Here is a 13,823-nt window from a genome sequence, read left to right on the forward strand (position 1 = left end):
CGGGTCTTTGGCCAGGGAGGGGCGCGGCGCTTCAGTCCACTTCGCCGGCCGCTGCCTGGGGGACCTGGCGGATCGGCAGTTCCACGCGAAAGGTGCTGCCGACCCCCGGTTGGCTGCGGACACTGATCTGCCCGCCGTGTTTCTTGACGATCCCGTAGGACAGCGACAGCCCCAGGCCGGTGCCCTTGCCCACCGGCTTGGTGGTGAAGAAGGGGTCGAAAATCTTCTGCAGGTGCTGCGCATCGATGCCGCAGCCGGTGTCGCTGACCTCCAGCCAGACATGCTCGCCGTCCACGCCGTTGCGCAGGGTGATGGTGCCGCGTTCCGGCCCGATGGCCTGGGCGGCGTTGACCACCAGGTTCATCACCACCTGATTGAGCTGGGAGGGCAGGCACTCGATCGGCGGCAGCTCGTGGAAGTCCTTGACCAGGTCGGCCTTGTACTTGATCTCGTTGGCGACGATGTTCAGGGTCGAATCGATGCCCTGTTGCAGGTCCGCCAGTTGCCATTGCTGATCGCTGTCGACCCGGGAGAAGTTCTTCAGGTCCTTGACGATCTGCTCGACCCGGCCGATGCCCTCCCTGGACTCCTTGATCAGCAGCGGGATGTCTTCCTGGAGAAAGTCCAGGTCGATGCTTTCCCGCAGGCTTTGCAGGCGCTTGCGCACTTCCGGTGCGGCGATGGCTTCTTCGCTCTGGCGGTAGGCGCTGAGCATCTGGCCGATCTGTTGCAGATAACCGCCCAGGCTGCCGAGGTTGGAGGCGACGAAGCCGATGGGGTTGTTGATCTCGTGGGCCACGCCCGCGGCCAGTTGCCCGAGGGAGGCGAGTTTTTCCGACTGCACCAGCTGGTTCTCCAGTTGCTTGCGCTCGTCGATTTCCTGTTGCAGGGCGGTTCCGGCACGCTCCAGGTCCGCGGTCCGCCGGGCTACCAGGTCCTCCAGGTGATGCATCTGCAGCAGGGCTCGGGCGGTCATTTCCCACTTGCTGGTGAGGGTGCTGGCCATCTGCTGGACTTCGATATTGTCGAAGGGCTTCTTCAGGATCAGCAGGCGGTCGTGGCCTTGCAGGCGCTCCAGCAGGTCTTCCCAGGAATAATCGGAGTAGGCGGTGCACACCACCACCTGCAGGCGCGGGTCTGCCTGCCACAGCCGTTCGATGGTCTGCACCCCGTCCCAGCCCTGGGGCATGCGCATGTCGACGAACGCCAGGGCATAGGGGCGCTGCTGCGCCAGGGCCTGGGTCACCTTGTTCAAGCCTTCCTCGCCGCCGTAGGCCGAGTCCAGTTCGAAGGGCTGCTGGCGGGAGCGGGTCGGGGCGCCGAACAGCTGCGCCTCCAGATCGTCGAGGCCGGCGTTGTCCGTCTGCGGCGTGAGGATCTTGCGAAAGTCCTCGTGGATCGCGGGGGTGTCGTCGATCAGCAGAATCCGGCGGTTGATCAGTGAGTCCATGTGGGGTTCTCGGCGTCGATCAGCGGGATGTCCAGAGTGAAGGTGGCGCCCAGTCCCGGCCCGTCGCTGTGCACGCTGAGCTGGCCGTCCATCTCCATGGCGGCCAGGGCGCAACTGTGCAGGCCGAAGCCGTGGCCCTCCTTGCGGGTGGTGAATCCGTGGGCAAAGATCCGCGTGAGGTTTTCGGCGGCGATGCCTTCGCCCTGGTCCTGAACCTGGATGCGCAGGGTCCGGCCCTCCAGCACCCGGACGCGGATGGTCAGGGTGCGGGACTGCTCGTCGAGGTCGGACATGGCGTATTTGGCGTTGCTGATCAGGTTGATCAGGATCAGCAGCATGCGGTGCTTGTCGCCCATCACCTCGGGCACTTCGGCGTAGTCCTTGACCACCGTGACCTGGTGCCGGACCAGGGCCCCGGAGTTCATGCGCAGGGCGTCGTCGATCAGTTCGTTGACCCGCAGGGGTTCGACCAGCCGCGAGGCGCCGGCATAGGACTGCTGGGTGGCGACGATTTCCTTGATGTGATCGATACTGCGCCCGAGCTGGGCCAGCTCGTCGCTCATGCCCTGTTGCTCGCTGGCGATGGCCTCTACCAGCTGGTTGAGGTAGCCGGGGAGCAGCTTGCCCTTTTCGTCTTCAGTGAAGAACTGCCCCAGGTCGCCCTGGTGCTGGTTGATCAGTTGCATCGCCTTGCCCAGGCCCTGGGCCTTGCTGGAGCGCAGGGTGCGGCCCAGCAGTTCGCTGGAGATGTTCACGCTGTTGAGCACGTTGCCGACGTTGTGCAGCACATTGGTGGCGATTTCCGCCATGCCCGCCTGGCGCGCGGCGTGCAGCAGTTCGCTCTGGGCTTCCTTGAGCTCGTGGGTACGTTCCTCGACCCGTTGCTCCAGGTGTTCATTGGCGCTCTGCAGGGCGGTGTTGACCCGGCGGATCACTCCGTAGCTGCGCAGCAGGTGGAACACCAGATAGAGGATCAACAGCACCAGCAGCGTCGAGAACACCAGCAAGTACTGAAGGGACTTCTGGTCCTGCAGGTCGGCCTGGAGCTGGTCGCTGTTGAGCTGGGCGTTGATCTCGTCCAGGCGCTGGGCCACCGGGATCGAGGTGATTTTCTCCAGCAGCTGGTTGACCATCGGCTGTTCGCGCAGGATCACCGAGACGTGGTTGCTGAGGATTTCCACCGGCTCGTGCATGGCCTCGGGCAGGCGTTGCTTGTTCACCGCCAGCTTGTTCAGCCCCACCAGAATGTCGGCGGCCTTGTCGTCGCTGGACACCTGGGCGAACTCCAGGCTGCTGAGCAGCAGGTCGTAGGTGTCGATGGCGATGCTCTGCTGTGCCAGGCGCTGGGCGTCATCCAGACCGGCCAGGCGGACCTGGATGTCGTCCTCGGCGGTGGGCAGGAAGGCCAGGGAGTTGCGCAGCACCGAGTTGTGGGACTTGAAGCGCTCCACCAGGTCGGCCTTTTCCTGGAACGCGGCGAGAAAGGCCTGATGACTGGCCTGCCATCCCTGGGGGTCTACATGCTCCTGCTGCGACACCTGATCGAAGCGACTCCACAGTCGATTGATCTGCTGCACCGGCAGCACCAGGGGATCGTAGTCATGGGTGATGGCGATGCGGGACTTGAGCACCTCGGTTTCCCACTGGGCGTTCAGTTGCTTGATGTGACCGATCAGGTCCCGGGACAGGGCGTAGTTCGCCGTCTGGCCGATGACCGTCTTCAGGTAGAGGAACGCCAGCGCCAGGACCAGGCCGAGGATCAGCAGGGTGAACAGGGTGACGGGCAGGCGGGGCCGCTTCATAGGGGCTTGTCCTGCCATTGCCCGGTCAGGGTCTTGAGAAACTTGACGATCAGGCCGGTGTCCTGGGGGCTCGGGGTCCGGCCCAGCTGGTACTTGAACATCACCTCCACCGCCTGCTCCAGGGTCTGCGCCGAGCCATCGTGGAAGTAGGGCGCGGTCACCGCCACGTTGCGCAGGCTGGGGACCTTGAAGACGTTGCGGTCCTGCTCGTCGCCGGTGATCAGGAAGCGCCCCAGGTCGGCCTCGGTGGGGTTGCCCCGAGCGGCGAAATAGTCGCCCATCACGCCGAACTTCTGCAGCATGTTGCCGCCGATATTGACCCCTTGATGGCAGGCGATGCAGCCGTAGTCCTTGAAGCGCTGGTAGCCGTATTTCTCGTCCAGGCTGAGGATCTCGGTGTTGCCTTGTAGGTACTGGTCGAAGCGCGAGCCGCTGCTGAGCAGGGTGCGTTCGTAGCTGGCCAGGGCGTCCTGCACGTTGGCCGCGGTCAGCGCATCCGGGTACAGCTGGGCGAAGCTCTGGCGGTAGTCGGGGTCCTCACTCAAGGTGCGCAGCAGGTTGGGCCAGTTGTTGCCCATCTCGATCGGGCTTTGCACCACCTGGTCGATCTGCGCTTCGAGGGTGACGGCGCGGGCGTCCCAGAACTGGCGAAAGTTCAACGCGGCGTTGAACACGCTGGGGGCATTGACCAGGGTCAGCTGGCCCTTGATGCCCAGGGACTTGGCCTGATTGTCGGCGCCGCCTTGGTCCAGCCGGTGGCAGCTGGCGCAGGAGCGGCTGTGGTCCTGGGACAGGCGCGGCTCGTTGAACAGTCGGCGCCCCAGTTCCACGCGCCTGGGGTCGAGGTCGGGGGGCGCGGGCAGGGGCTTGAGGGGTTCGTCCAGGGGCGCCGCGATGGCGGGCAGGGCGATGCCGAGCAAGCACCAGAGCGCCACGCCCAGGTGGCAACGCCGCAGGCGGCGGGCAAGGGCTGCGCGGTTCATGGCTGGTCCTCTGCCGCGGGGCTGGCCCGCTCTTGCAGGAAGCGGGCGAAGTCTGCCGCGGGCAAGGCCTTGCTGAAGTAGTAGCCCTGGCCTTCCTCGCAGCCCTGCTGGTTGAGAAAGGCCAGTTGCTGCTCTGTCTCCACCCCTTCGGCAATCACGTTCAGGTTGAGGTTGCGTCCCAACTGGATGATGGCGCTGACCAGGGTCGCGTCCTTGGGGTTGTGGCTCAGGCCGTGGACGAAGGACTGGTCGATCTTCAGTACGTCCAACGGGAACTTGCGCAGGTAGCTGAGGCAGGAGTAGCCGGTGCCGAAATCGTCCACCGCCAGGCGCACCCCCAGGTTCTTGATGGCCAGCAGGATGGCCAGGGTCGCCTCGACGTTCTGCATCAATACCCCTTCGGTGATTTCCAGCTCCAGCAAGGTCGGGTCCAGGCCGCTGTCCTGCAGAGCGCGGTGCAACTGCGCGAGCAACTGCGGCTGGCGGAAATCGCTGGCCGAGAGGTTGACCGACAGGCGGATCGGTGCGAGCCCGGCCTGTTGCCAGGCGCTGGACTGGCGGGTGGCCTCGCCCAGCACCCACTGACTGACGGCGTTGATCAGGCCGCTGTCTTCGGCCACCGGGATGAACCGGGCCGGGCTGACCCAGCCCCGTTGCGGGCTGAACCAGCGGATCAGCGCTTCGGCACCCACTACCTGGCCCGAAGCCAGGTGGATTTTTGGCTGGTAGTGCAACACAAACTCCCGATGTTCCAGGGCCTGGCGAATGCCTGACTCCAGGTGCTGCTGTTCCCGGGCCCGGTGGGTCATGTCCTCGGTAAAGAAGCCGTAGCTGCCCGGTGCCTGGTCCTTACTGTTGCGCATGGCCATCTCGGCCTTCTTGATCAGGGTCAGGGCATCCTGGCCATCCTCGGGATACAGGCTGATTCCCAGGCTGGCGGTGACCTGCAGGTCGTACCCGGCGATGTCATGCACCTGGCTCACCGTGGCCAGGAGTTTGTGCGCGATGCTGCGCACCTGGGGCGGCGGCTGCTGGTCATGCAGCAGCACCACGAACTCGTCGGAGCCGTAGCGGAACACCGAGTCCGACTCGCGCATGCTTTGCTGCAGGGCCTGGGCGATGCGCTTGAGCAGTTCATCGCCTGTCGGGTAGCCCAGGGCCTGGTTGATCCGCTTGAAGCGGTCCAGGCCCAGGAACAGCACCGCCAGCTGTTGCCCATAGCGCCGGGCCCGGGCCATGGCCTGGCTCAGGCGATCGCCCAGCAGGGTGCTGGAGGGCAGCCCGGTGAGCACGTCGTAGTGCAGCAGGTGCGAAACCTTGAGCAGCTCGGCGACCCGCTCCTCGATAGCCCGCTGCAGATCGTCGAGCTTGTGCCGCGCATCCTGGGCCATCTGCCATTTCCAGGTCAGGGCACTGGCCATCTGGCGGATTTCCAGGCTGTCGAAGGGCTTTTTCAGAATCAGCAGACGATCACCGAAGGCCAGGCGCTCGGCCAGGGCTTCCCAGGAGTAGTCGGAGTAGGCGGTGCACAGGGCGATCTGCAGCTCGGGGTCGGCCAGCCACAGCTGTTCGATGGTTTGCAGGCCGTCCCAGCCCGGCGGCATGCGCATGTCGATGAAGGCCATGGCATAAGGCGTGCCCTGGGCCAGGGCCGCCTCGACCTTGGCCAGGGCTTCGCGGCCCTGGAACGCCGAATCCAGGCTGAAGGTCGGTGCGGGGCGGTACTCGGGGCGACCGAACAACTGCTCCTCAAGCTGGCCCCGGTCCGCTTCCAGCCGGGGGGCGAGGATCTTGTAGAAGTCTTGGTGGATCTCGGGGCTGTCATCGACGATCAGCACTCGCCGGTTGACCCGCGCGAAGGGCGGGCCCGGGGCGTCTTGCGCGGTTGTCTGTGGGTCGCAGCCAGTATCCATAGACCGTCCCTAGTGCCCTGAGCGTGCGTTCAACGCTGTGAGCATAGTCACTGTGTTCTGCGCGGGTGGAGGTTTTTTTTACTTTGGAGCAGAGCGCGAAAGCAAAAGCTGACTAGGATTGCCACAACAATCGAGCAGTTGGCCGGTAGCCTCTCTGGGGCGCCGGCCAACCTGCAGGATCACCGGGAGACTCATCACATGGAAGAGCCGCAGTCCGTCGAACCTGGCCGGCGTCCCTGCCTGTTGCTGGTGGATGACGAAGAATCGATTCTCAACAGCCTGCGGCGCCTGCTGCGCGGCCAACCCTATGACGTGGTGCTGGCCGACAGCGGCGCCAGGGCCCTGGAAATCCTCGCCCAGCGTCCGGTTGACCTGGTGATGAGCGACGCGCGCATGCCCAACATGGACGGCGCCACCTTGCTGGCCCGGGTGCGCGAGGGCTATCCGGGAACACGGCGCATTCTGCTGACCGGCTACGCCGATGTGAGCACCATCATCAACGCGGTCAACCAGGGGCAGATCCACCAGTACCTGAGCAAACCCTGGAATGACGAGGAACTGCTGCTGATTCTGCGTCAGGGGCTGGAGCAGCAGCAGGCGGAACGTGAACTCAAGCGCCTGCAGCAGCTGGTGCTGGAGCAGAACCGCCAGCTCAAGGCCAGCAATGCCGGGCTGGAACAGCGGGTGGCGTCGCGCACCGCAGAGCTGCAGCAGACCGCCGACATGCTGGACCTGGCCTATGAGGAGCTCAAGCACAGTTATGTCACCGCCACCGAGGTGTTCTCGCTGCTGGCCAACCTGCGCCTGCCGCCGGACAAGCAGACCAACCGCAAGATCATCGAGCTGGTGCGCGCCTATTGCAAAGCCCATGGCCTGGATGAAAGCGCCAGCCGCGACCTAGCCATGGCCGCGGCCCTGTACAACATCGGCAAGCTGAGCTGGAGCGATGCCATGCTGGTCGCCCCCGCGGACCTGTTGCGCCACACCGAACGGGAGCGCTATCGGGCCTATCCCGAGCAGAGCGAGTCGGTGCTGATGGCCCTGGAGCCGATGCAGGACGCGGCACGCCTGATCCTGCATCACCAGGAGCGCTGGGATGGCAGCGGTTTTCCCCGGCACCTCAAGGGCGAGGCGATTCCCTGGGGCTCGCGCCTGCTCAAGCTGGCGGTGGATTTCATCGAGTTGCAGTGCGGGCTGATCCTGGAGCGCCACATGAACAGCGACGAAGCCCTGCTGTTCATCCGCAAGTACGCCGGTCGGCTGTACGACCCCGAGCTGGTGGAGAGCTTTGTCCGGGTCTGCGCCGCCTATCTGAGCGACGTGACCGTCGACGATCCGAGCGTCAGGGTCGTGGGCACCCGGGAATTGCAGGCCGGGATGGTCCTGCGTCGCAACCTCAATGCCGACAACGGCATGCTGCTGCTCAATGCCGGCAAGGTGCTCAGCGAACCGCTGGTGCACAAGCTGATCGCCTTCGAGGCCATGGAGGGTGCGCATTACAGCGTGTTTGTCAGCGTGCCCGAGCAGGTCGCGGCACTGGATGTCGACCGCTGATCGCGCCTGGGCGCTCGTCTGTTGTATTGTCGCCGCCGCGCCTGACCGGCATTGCCGGGACAGGCGCGGCGCATGTCATGTTCCTGCAACCCCGGCATGCCAAGAAGGTGGAGCGGTTTTCTGTCGGCTCCACCCCGATGGCGGGGCCGGGACGATCCGATTCCTCAAGGAGAGGTCACGATGAAAAAGTTTATTGCCCTGATGGCGACCCTGGTGCTGACCCTGGGGCTGGTGGGCATCAGCGACGCCCGCCAGCCCAGGCAGCAACGGGACTCGGTGGCGGGCACCTTCGACTATTACCTGCTGACCTTGTCCTGGTCGCCGACCTTCTGCCTGATGCATCCGGAGAACGAACAGTGCTCGGGCAAGGGCTATGGGTTTGTCCTCCACGGCCTGTGGCCGCAATACGCCAAGGGCGGCTGGCCCGAGTCCTGTCCACCCCTGACCCCATTGACCCAGCAAGAGCGGGCCAAGGGCCTGACCCTGTTTCCCACCGCCAAGCTGATGAACCATGAGTGGACCAAGCACGGCACCTGCAGCGGCCTGGGGGGCATGGGTTACCTGGACGCGGCGGACAAGGCGCTGGCGACGGTGCAGATCCCGCAAGCGCTGCAGCCTTCGACCACCGTGCGCTACTTGGAAGCCAAACAGATTGCCCAGCAGTTTCGCCAGAGCAACCCGGGGATCGCGGAAAACGGCATCGCCATTCTCTGCAGCGGCCCCGAGCTGTCCGAGGTGCGGGTGTGCCTGACCCGGGACCTGGAGTTCGGTCCGTGCGGCAAAGGGGTGAAGACCCAGTGTCGGGCCGGCGACATCCGTATCCCGCCGATCCGCTGACAGTCTCCGCGCGCCGCAGCGCTCGGCAGGCGGGATTGCCGCGCCACCGGCCCGTAGGAGCTGGCTCGCCAGCGAAAGCGTGCGCAAGGCCAATACAAGGCCTGCGCGCCTCTTCGCCGGCACCCCGGCTCCTACGCAGCGGGGGAGGTGCCCTTCAGGGCAGGCCGGCCAGCAGGTTTTGCAGGTGGGCGGCCGTTTCGGCGCTGCATGCCTGCATCGGCGCGCGCAGCTGTGGCCCGATCAAGCCCTGATGGGCCAGCAGGGCCTTCACCGGCGCCGGGTTGGGTTCGGCGAACAGCGCCTGAATCAACGGCACCAGTTGCCGGAAGCTGGCTCTGGCCGCTTCCAGTTGCTGGTCCATGACCTGGCGCTGCAACTGCACGAACAATTCCGGACGAATGTGCGCCGCGGCCGCAATGGCGCCGCAGGCCCCCAGGCACAGGGCATTGAACAGTTGCAGGTCCTCGCCGCAGAGGACCTGCACCGCGCCGCTGGCCAGCAGCGCCAGGGTCTTGTCCAGGTTGCCGCCACAGTCCTTGACCGCGGCGATCCGCGGATGGCGAACGATGTTGAGCAGGGTGTCCTTGTCCAGGTTGACCCCGGTGCGATAGGGAATGTCATAGACGATCAGCGGCACGCTGGAGGCATCGGCGATGCTGTGGAAGAAGCTTTCCAGGGCACTCTGGGAGGGCCGGATGTAGTAGGGCGCGGGCACCAGCAGGGCTGCCACCGGGCGCTTGAGGATTTCCCGCTGCTGGCTCAGCAGCGATTTCAGGTTGTTGCCCGCCAGGCCCATGATGACGCGCCCGGCCGGGGCCTGTTCGAGCACCGCATCGAGCACCGCCAGTTGCTCGTCCTTGTCCAGGGCCGCGGCTTCGCCGGTGGTGCCACAGACCACCAGCCCCGCCACGCCGCTTTCCAGCAGATGGGCGCTGAGCCGGCGCAGGGCGGCAAAGTCGATGGCGTCCTGGTGGAACGGGGTGACGATGGGGACCCAGATACCTTGAAACGATGACATGCGTGTTCTCCTGAAGGTTGACCGTCGGGTCGTCGTCAGAAGAGTAGAAGGGCGGTAAGCAGGGGGGAGGTCCGTTGCGCTTGATGTCCTGTCAGCTCATCTGACGGGACACAGCGCCCCGGTCACATGAGCGACTGTTTCTTCGATTTAGAGGTGCAAGCCACCCAGGTCCCGACCTTGGCCAGCAGGCCAATGGCGCGAGAATCGAGGGTCGGGGCTTGGGACATGGCTGGGGCAGACTCTGAAATCAGGCGCACAGTTTTAAAAGCCGGCGCGGGCTTTGTCAATCCTCGAACACGGCTCGCTGGCCTGGGGCTGGCCACGCCGGGTCGAGGCTGGTTTTGTCCTGGCTACAGGGTTTTTACCGCGCGACCAATGAACTGCACCGGGCCGGTGGGCCTGCCAAGCGCCGAGCCTTGGCGGTCCTCCAGGGTCAGTTCGAACAATTGATTGGTTTGCAGGGGCGGCAGGTGATCCAGCGGCACGCGCAGCGGCTGGCCGGGCTTGACCAGTCCCAGAGACACCGGGCCCTGCCAATCGTCGGCCTTGGTCCAGAACTCCAGGGCCTTGTCCGCCGGCAGCTCGATGCTGCCCAGTGGAATCAACTGCAACTCCCGGGTGTCATTGGCTTGCACCACCCAGCCGGGCGATTTGTCCTGGGGGGCGACCAGCACCACCAGGTAACTGGGCGCTGGGGTGGGGCGCAGCATCAGCAGGCTGGCCAACAGGACACTGGCAGCCAGGCCGGCAGCGGCCAATCCGCGCCACAGCGCCAGGGGGTTGAAGCGCCTGCGGTTGCTGGAAGAGGCCGGCTCTTGCTCCAGGCTGCGTTCGATGCGCCGCCAAAGCCAGGGCGACGGCGTGACCGGAGCGGCTAACGCGGTGAGTGGATGCAGGCGTTGTTCCCAGCTTTGCACGGCGTCGCGCAGGGCGGGCTCATGGGGCAGGCGCTGTTCGAGCAGGCGACGTTGTTCGGCGTCCAGGGTGCCCAGGACATATTCACTGGCCAGGGCCTGGAGCGCGGGATCGCTGTCGTCCCGTGGGCCGATATTCATCCCAGGCACTCGCGCAAAGCACTGAGACTGCGCTTGATCCAGGCTTTGACCGTCCCCAGCGGGGTGGCCATCCTGGCGGCAATCTCGATGTGTGAATAACCGTCCAGATAGGCCAGCAGGAGGCACTCGCGGCGCTGCGAGGGCAGTTGCCCCAGGCAATGCTGAAGCTGTCCGGCGTCAGCCAGCGCGGTGGCTGGTGCCGGGTTCATGGCCGCCCCGTCAAGGGTTTCCAGGTGATCGGCATAAGGTTCTTCAATCGGCACCTCGCGGCCATGGCGCCGCAAAAAATTCAGCGCCAGATGCCGGGTGATGCTGAACATCCAGCCGCGGGCACTGCCTCGTTCGGGGTCGAAACCGCTTGCGCCTTGCCAGATTCGGATAAAGGCGTCGTGCAGGATGTCTTCGGCCAGGGCCGTGTCGCGTACCAGGCGTTTGGCGACGCCGAGCAGCCGTGGCCCTTCCTCGTGATAGAGGGCTTCCAGGGCCTGGCGCTCACCTCGGGCACAAGCGGCGATACAGCCTGCGTGGTCAAACAGGGGTTCGGGTAGTGACAAGGGCATTTACCTGCGACAGATGACGGCCACCGTCCGCCTGGCGGCGCGGTGGCTGTCAGCAGCGTAGACCAGTTGCCAATGCCGGGCCTGGCCTCTTGCGTAGCGAATCAGCGGGCTGCCCAGAAGATGTAGTCCGCCTGGTATTTCACTGTTTCGCGGGCGCCCTTGTTGGCGGCGGTGCACGCGCTGCCGGGGGCCACGCCACCCTTGAGGGCCACTCGCTGAATGTAACTGACGCCGCTCATCAGCCCCTTGCCCTCGGCCGGATTGGCCTTGACCAGTTGATAGGGCAGGTTGCCGGGGCTGGACGGCGCCACGGCGACCTGGGTCCCGGTGATCTTCGAGCCGTCCCTGGCCTGCCAGGTGGCCGGTGGACCGAAGTAGTCACCCAGCACCTTGCCGCTGCGATCGCTGAGCACCGCCTTGGGGCCGACGAAGAACCACTCGGTCTCGCCCGGTGCATTGGCCTTGTCCCGGCACTCGTAGGTGATTTCACCGGTGCCTACGGTTTCCAGGGCCACTTTGTGGCCGTCCGGCACCTTGATGCTGTCGGGTAATGCGCTCTGCGCCTGGGCCGCAGGCAGGGCGCCGAGGCAGGCGATGGTCAAGGTTGCGCTGAGGCAGAGAAGACGGTGTCTGGCGTGCATGGTGGCTCTCCATTGGGGATAGGTTCGGCAGTTTTCAGGACTGTCATGGGAACTACCCCCGAGCCGGGTATCTGGATGCAGGGTCGAGAAAAAATATTTCGCTTAGCAAAATCTCAGCCGCTGCGGGCGATCCAGGGCATGGATCGAGTAGCTGCAACTGCGTCTCATTGGCTTGAGCGCTTTAGCAGCGCCGGCTGGCCGATCTATACCAAGGTAGCGGCGTTGTGCCGTGGATCTTGGTCTAGGATTCTTCTGGCCGGGGGAGAGTTTTATCTCAGGGAGCCGGACAGAGGGACCAGTGTGATGCTCAATCACCAGCCGATCATTCTGATCGTGGACGATCAGGTCAATGACCTGCGGATACTCGGCCAGGCGCTTCAGGACCTGGGCGAGGTCTATGTCGCGACCCAGGGAAGCCAGGCTCTGGAAGTGGCCCGCCAATGCCATCCGGACATTGTTCTGCTGGACATCGAAATGCCCGACATGGACGGCTATTCGGTGTGCGAGCTGATCAAGTCCGACCCGCGGCTGTCCCAGGCCTCGGTGATCTTCGTCACTTCGCACCGCCAGACCGAGCACGAATTGCGCGCACTGCGCCTGGGCGGCGCCGATTTTCTGCAAAAGCCGATCAACGTGCCCATCGCCCGGGCGCGGGTCGAGGCCCACATCAAGCTCGGCGAAGAGTCCCGGCGCCTGGCCAACTACGACCCCCTGACCCAGTTGCCCAACCGTCAGTTGCTGCACGACCGCACTGAACAGGCCATTCGCCAGGCCGCCGCGGGCCAGGGGCTGGTGGGCTTGCTGTCGATCGACATCGACCACTTCAAGGTCATCAACGACACCAGCAGCCATCGCGAAGGCGACGCGGTGCTGCAGCAAATCGCCCAGCGCCTGCGCCATTGCTGCCGCCTGACCGACACCCTGAGCCGCCAGGGCGGCGATGAGTTCATGCTGCTGGTGCCCGAGCTGAACGCCGTGGACGACTTGAGCGAATGCGCCGAGCGGGTCATGCAAGCCATCGCCCAGCCGCTGGTGATCGGCCCTTCGCGCTATGACCTGACCGCCAGCATCGGCGTCAGCGTCTATCCCGATGACAGCCTGGACGCCGAGTCCCTGTTGCAGCACGCCGACGCCGCGGCGCACCAGGCCAAGCAGGCGGGGCGCGGCCAGTACCGCTTCTTCGACCATCCGACCCATCAGCGGGTGCGTGCCCGGCATCAGTTGGAACGGGAGATGCGCACCGCGCTGGAGCAGGAGCGCTTCGAGGTGTTCTATCAGGCCAAGGTCGACCTGCGCCTGCAGCGGGTGGTCGGCGTCGAAGCCCTGCTGCGTTTGCGCGATGAGCACGGCAGGATGGTTTCTCCCGCCGAGTTCATTCCCCTGGCCGAGGATTGCGGGCTGATCGTGCCCCTGGGGCGCTGGGTGTTGCGCCAGGCGTGCCAGGCCATCCGCCAATGGAATGAACAGGGGCATGCCATCAGCGTCAGCGTGAACATCTCGCCGCTGCAGTTTTCCGATCCGCAGTTTCTCGATCTGGTCAGGCAGGCCCTCGCGGAAAGCGCCATTGAACCCCGGGCCCTGGAACTGGAAATCACCGAAGGGGTCCTGGCGCTGGTGGACGGCGAGCGCAGCTGTGACTTGCTCAGCGACTTGAAGGCCTTGGGGGTGAGCATCGCCATCGATGATTTCGGCACGGGCTATTCCAGCCTGGCCTATCTCAAGCGCTTGCCCATCGATGTACTGAAGATCGATCAGAGTTTCGTGCGGGACATGATCAGCGATCCCAGCGACGCGGCTATCACCGGGGCCATCATCCAGCTGGGGCTGGCCCTGGGTTTGCAACTGGTGGCTGAGGGCGTGGAGACCGAGGAACAGGCCCGGGCCCTGTCCGCCCAGGGCTGCCACGTGATGCAGGGCTTTCTGTACTGCCGTCCGCTGTCGTACCCCAACATGACTGAGTACCTGGCCGCGGGCCGCCTGCCGGCGCAGCCCTGAACCCTGCCGCCCCCG

11 protein-coding genes are annotated in these 13,823 nt (G+C 65.1%); 3 read left to right on the plus strand and 8 right to left on the minus strand.

The annotated features are described in order from the left end of the window. Window positions 1–31: 31 nt before the first annotated feature. Genes BLV47_RS13735 through BLV47_RS13750 form a run of 4 tightly spaced genes read right to left on the minus strand, consistent with a single transcriptional unit; the run spans window position 32 to window position 6,148 of the window. Entirely contained in the window at window positions 32–1,450 is a 1,419-nt protein-coding gene (locus BLV47_RS13735; protein WP_092314376.1) for an ATP-binding protein, read from the minus strand. After that, the gene (locus tag BLV47_RS13740) at window positions 1,438–3,252 is read right to left on the minus strand and encodes a DAHL domain-containing protein (RefSeq protein ID WP_092314378.1); all 1,815 of its coding nucleotides are present in this window, start codon (window positions 3,250–3,252) and stop codon (window positions 1,438–1,440) included. The genes BLV47_RS13735 and BLV47_RS13740 overlap by 13 nt, the downstream gene beginning before the upstream one ends. After that, window positions 3,249–4,235: a cytochrome-c peroxidase gene (locus BLV47_RS13745; protein WP_092314380.1), complete on the minus strand. Its 987-nt coding sequence runs from the start codon at window positions 4,233–4,235 to the stop codon at window positions 3,249–3,251. The genes BLV47_RS13740 and BLV47_RS13745 overlap by 4 nt, the downstream gene beginning before the upstream one ends. Next, window positions 4,232–6,148, minus strand: a complete 1,917-nt coding sequence (locus BLV47_RS13750; RefSeq protein ID WP_092314382.1) for a putative bifunctional diguanylate cyclase/phosphodiesterase — start codon at window positions 6,146–6,148, stop codon at window positions 4,232–4,234. The genes BLV47_RS13745 and BLV47_RS13750 overlap by 4 nt, the downstream gene beginning before the upstream one ends. 198 nt (window positions 6,149–6,346) lie before the next feature. Here BLV47_RS13750 and nosR point away from each other — a divergent pair, with 198 nt between their 5' ends. Together nosR and BLV47_RS13760 are read left to right on the plus strand one after the other, a co-directional pair. After that, the gene (gene nosR, locus BLV47_RS13755) at window positions 6,347–7,702 is read left to right on the plus strand and encodes a response regulator c-di-GMP phosphodiesterase, NosR family (RefSeq protein ID WP_092314384.1); all 1,356 of its coding nucleotides are present in this window, start codon (window positions 6,347–6,349) and stop codon (window positions 7,700–7,702) included. A 180-nt stretch (window positions 7,703–7,882) separates the two neighbouring features. Further along, window positions 7,883–8,539 carry a ribonuclease T2 family protein gene (locus tag BLV47_RS13760; RefSeq protein WP_092314386.1) on the plus strand — a complete coding sequence of 219 codons (657 nt, stop codon included), beginning with the start codon at window positions 7,883–7,885 and terminating at the stop codon, window positions 8,537–8,539. A 154-nt stretch (window positions 8,540–8,693) separates the two neighbouring features. On the opposite strand, the gene dapA is transcribed toward BLV47_RS13760, so the two are convergent. The 4 genes from dapA to BLV47_RS13780 all read right to left on the minus strand — a co-directional run bounded on the left by dapA (window position 8,694) and on the right by BLV47_RS13780 (window position 11,813). Continuing rightward, window positions 8,694–9,557, minus strand: coding sequence for a 4-hydroxy-tetrahydrodipicolinate synthase (gene dapA / locus BLV47_RS13765; RefSeq protein ID WP_092314388.1), 864 nt, complete (start codon window positions 9,555–9,557; stop codon window positions 8,694–8,696). Between the two features lie 350 nt (window positions 9,558–9,907). Beyond that, window positions 9,908–10,612, minus strand: coding sequence for an anti-sigma factor (locus tag BLV47_RS13770; protein WP_092314390.1), 705 nt, complete (start codon window positions 10,610–10,612; stop codon window positions 9,908–9,910). Continuing rightward, window positions 10,609–11,166, minus strand: a complete 558-nt coding sequence (locus BLV47_RS13775; RefSeq protein ID WP_409259101.1) for a sigma-70 family RNA polymerase sigma factor — start codon at window positions 11,164–11,166, stop codon at window positions 10,609–10,611. Before BLV47_RS13775 ends, BLV47_RS13770 begins: the two co-directional genes overlap by 4 nt. 107 nt (window positions 11,167–11,273) lie before the next feature. Further along, window positions 11,274–11,813: a DUF3455 domain-containing protein gene (locus BLV47_RS13780; RefSeq protein WP_092314395.1), complete on the minus strand. Its 540-nt coding sequence runs from the start codon at window positions 11,811–11,813 to the stop codon at window positions 11,274–11,276. Between the two features lie 303 nt (window positions 11,814–12,116). Between BLV47_RS13780 and BLV47_RS13785 the strand changes: the two genes are divergently transcribed. Then, window positions 12,117–13,808 (plus strand): putative bifunctional diguanylate cyclase/phosphodiesterase, encoded by a 1,692-nt coding sequence (locus BLV47_RS13785; protein ID WP_092314397.1) that lies wholly within the window; start codon window positions 12,117–12,119, stop codon window positions 13,806–13,808. Window positions 13,809–13,823 lie beyond the last annotated feature (15 nt).

The sequence above is a fragment of the Pseudomonas saponiphila genome, from assembly GCF_900105185.1.
GTDB lineage: Bacteria > Pseudomonadota > Gammaproteobacteria > Pseudomonadales > Pseudomonadaceae > Aquipseudomonas > Aquipseudomonas saponiphila.

What these genes read in the sequence shown, in the direction of transcription:
- BLV47_RS13735 (WP_092314376.1), bottom strand. Translation starts at nt 1,450, where the DNA reads ATGGACTCACTGATCAACCGCCGGATTCTGCTGATCGACGACACCCCC.
- BLV47_RS13740 (WP_092314378.1), bottom strand. Translation starts at nt 3,252, where the DNA reads ATGAAGCGGCCCCGCCTGCCCGTCACCCTGTTCACCCTGCTGATCCTC.
- BLV47_RS13745 (WP_092314380.1), bottom strand. Translation starts at nt 4,235, where the DNA reads ATGAACCGCGCAGCCCTTGCCCGCCGCCTGCGGCGTTGCCACCTGGGC.
- BLV47_RS13750 (WP_092314382.1), bottom strand. Translation starts at nt 6,148, where the DNA reads ATGGATACTGGCTGCGACCCACAGACAACCGCGCAAGACGCCCCGGGC.
- nosR (WP_092314384.1), top strand. Translation starts at nt 6,347, where the DNA reads ATGGAAGAGCCGCAGTCCGTCGAACCTGGCCGGCGTCCCTGCCTGTTG.
- BLV47_RS13760 (WP_092314386.1), top strand. Translation starts at nt 7,883, where the DNA reads ATGAAAAAGTTTATTGCCCTGATGGCGACCCTGGTGCTGACCCTGGGG.
- dapA (WP_092314388.1), bottom strand. Translation starts at nt 9,557, where the DNA reads ATGTCATCGTTTCAAGGTATCTGGGTCCCCATCGTCACCCCGTTCCAC.
- BLV47_RS13770 (WP_092314390.1), bottom strand. Translation starts at nt 10,612, where the DNA reads ATGAATATCGGCCCACGGGACGACAGCGATCCCGCGCTCCAGGCCCTG.
- BLV47_RS13780 (WP_092314395.1), bottom strand. Translation starts at nt 11,813, where the DNA reads ATGCACGCCAGACACCGTCTTCTCTGCCTCAGCGCAACCTTGACCATC.
- BLV47_RS13785 (WP_092314397.1), top strand. Translation starts at nt 12,117, where the DNA reads ATGCTCAATCACCAGCCGATCATTCTGATCGTGGACGATCAGGTCAAT.